Genomic DNA, 2,195 nt, shown 5'->3' on the forward strand with positions numbered 1-2,195 from the left:
AGTAAGCACTCCAACCCTTATCCTGACTTGATTTCAGTTTTTTCTTTGTCAGTAAGGGTGTCAACAAGGAATATTACAAATTGTTAACCGAGTCTTGAAAGCCTTGTGCTACAAAGGTTTGAAATGTTAAGAAAGATGTGACTAATGGACAGGTCTAAAACCTCGCTCCTGGTTGGCGAAAAGTTTTTGGAGCGGAGTATAAATCCCCGTTACAAAAACGGACTCCTGCCCTCCGCTTCCTGCCTTCGTTAATTATTAACATAGACCGGGCGATGGTGGGGGAAAGAGGTTGAGCGCCGATGGTCAAACCCGAAACCTAGCTGCTAACAACCGAAAAAGTTGGGTTAGTATGAGGGGAGATACCCTCTGAGGAGTTGCACTAATTATATGGACATCAAATTAATCTTGTTGGCATTGACGGCCGTATTCACCGTCTCTTGTCTCTTTTTCGGCACCCGCAACGGTTTTTACGATAGCGATAACTACGATGGCAACGGTTCCGCTCACTAACCAGTCATCATAATCAGGGTTGCCATGGTTCAACGCTCTACTGCCGTCTGGGGGTCAAAATCCCTTTTATCCTGTTTACCTTTTGGTGTCGGTCACGCGTCAGAAGGGGTTTGTCTCCTCCTGACAATCGGTCCCTATCGCCTACTTTTAGATTGCGGTTTGGCCGATATGCAACCCCTCACCCAAAACAAAAAACCACCCGTGGATCTGGTGTTCTGTAGTCATGCCCACAGCGATCACATCCGTGGGTTAATGGCTCTCCATCAGACCTATCCCCAATTGCCAGTTTATGCCAGTGAGGTGACAGTACAACTGCTGCCCCTACAATGGCCGGATTCTGCCGAGGAAATCGGCAGTTTCTGTCAGGGTTGGCCATGGCGATCGCCGATCGCTCTCTTTGATGATCTCACCGTCGAGATTTTTCCAGCCGGCCACCTCCCTGGGGCTGCCGTGGTCCTCTTCACCTACAAAACCCCCAAACGCACCTATAAGGTCCTCTATACAGGCGATTTTTCCCTGTCTAATTTTCAACTGGTGGAAGGATTATCGATCGATCTGCTGCGGGGAATATCCCCCGATGTGCTGATTATTGAAGGCAGTTACGGCACAGAGCGCCATCCCCACCGACGACAGCAGGAAAAACAGTTGATGAATCGCATCTATCATGCGATCGCTGAGGGGCAAAATGTCTTACTACCCGTCCCCGCTTTGGGATTGGGTCAGGAAATTTTAAAATTACTGCGGTCGCACCACCAATTCACAGGCCGCGACATTGATATCTGGGTTGGGGGCAAGATCGCTAAAGCTTGCGATGCCTACCTGGAAATTTTACCACAATTTCCCGCATCTGTGCAAAATTTTGCCAAACATCAGCCCTTATTTTGGGATGAGCGCATCTGTCCCCGGTTGCGAAGGTTGCCAGAAAAACCGACACCTCTAGGGGGAACCACTCCGATAATTTTACTAATCGATCGCCTAGAGGAGGTGAGTAAATATCTGCAAGGGGATAAACCTTGGTTAATGTTAGCTCCCCAACACCTGCACGATATCAACCTGGAGAATCCCCGATTAAAAGCGGCACAGCGTTCGCGATTAATTAGCCAAGAAACCTATCTACTGGCCGAACATAGCGATAGTCGCAACACCACCCAACTGATCCATAACCTGCGACCGCAGCATATCATGTTCGTCCATGGCTCGCCCCTATATCTAGCGGATTTGACCAGTTTAGAAGAATTACAAAGCCGTTATCAACTCCATTCCCCGGCCGTGGGAACTCTGGTGGAATTGCCTATTGGCGATCGCTTTATGCAACCGACACCCCCGGCCCCCAGCCACTATGAGGGAGAATTAAATGAATCGGATTCGACCGTCACTATCACCTTACCAGAGCCGATCACCCGGGATCCCCGGTGGAGTAATTTCGCCGATACGGGACTGGTGGAAGCGCGCTGGCAAGGGGAAGAATTATTATTGCGGGGAGTCTCCCAACGGGAATTATTAAGCGAGAGTCCCAATCGCATCACCAAAGCTTTAGAGGAGATGGATTGCTGTCGTGTCTGTGTCCACTACAAAAGTCAGCGCTGTTGGAATCCCGCTTCTCCCCTCTACGGTTTTAAAGTGGTTCCCGAAGGCTATTGTCCCGTTTTTGAGGCCAATATATAATTAGGGTCTGCTGAATAAAT

At 49.2% G+C, this 2,195-nt stretch carries 2 protein-coding genes; both read left to right on the top strand.

All coding sequences use genetic code 11. The features are described 5' to 3' along the window. The first annotated feature begins 387 nt into the window (after positions 1-387). The gene (locus tag PX636_RS22405; RefSeq protein WP_002737208.1) at positions 388-510 is read left to right on the top strand and encodes a DUF8629 family protein; all 123 of its coding nucleotides are present in this window, start codon (positions 388-390) and stop codon (positions 508-510) included. 24 nt (positions 511-534) lie between these two features. Beyond that, positions 535-2,175, top strand: a complete 1,641-nt coding sequence (locus PX636_RS22410; protein ID WP_288118995.1) for an MBL fold metallo-hydrolase — start codon at positions 535-537, stop codon at positions 2,173-2,175. Positions 2,176-2,195 lie beyond the last annotated feature (20 nt).

The sequence above is a fragment of the Microcystis sp. M53598_WE2 genome (genome assembly GCF_030067735.1).
Taxonomy (GTDB): Bacteria; Cyanobacteriota; Cyanobacteriia; order Cyanobacteriales; family Microcystaceae; genus Microcystis; species Microcystis aeruginosa.

What these genes read in the sequence shown, in the direction of transcription:
- PX636_RS22410 (WP_288118995.1), top strand. Translation starts at nt 535, where the DNA reads ATGGTTCAACGCTCTACTGCCGTCTGGGGGTCAAAATCCCTTTTATCC.
- PX636_RS22405 (WP_002737208.1), top strand. Translation starts at nt 388, where the DNA reads ATGGACATCAAATTAATCTTGTTGGCATTGACGGCCGTATTCACCGTC.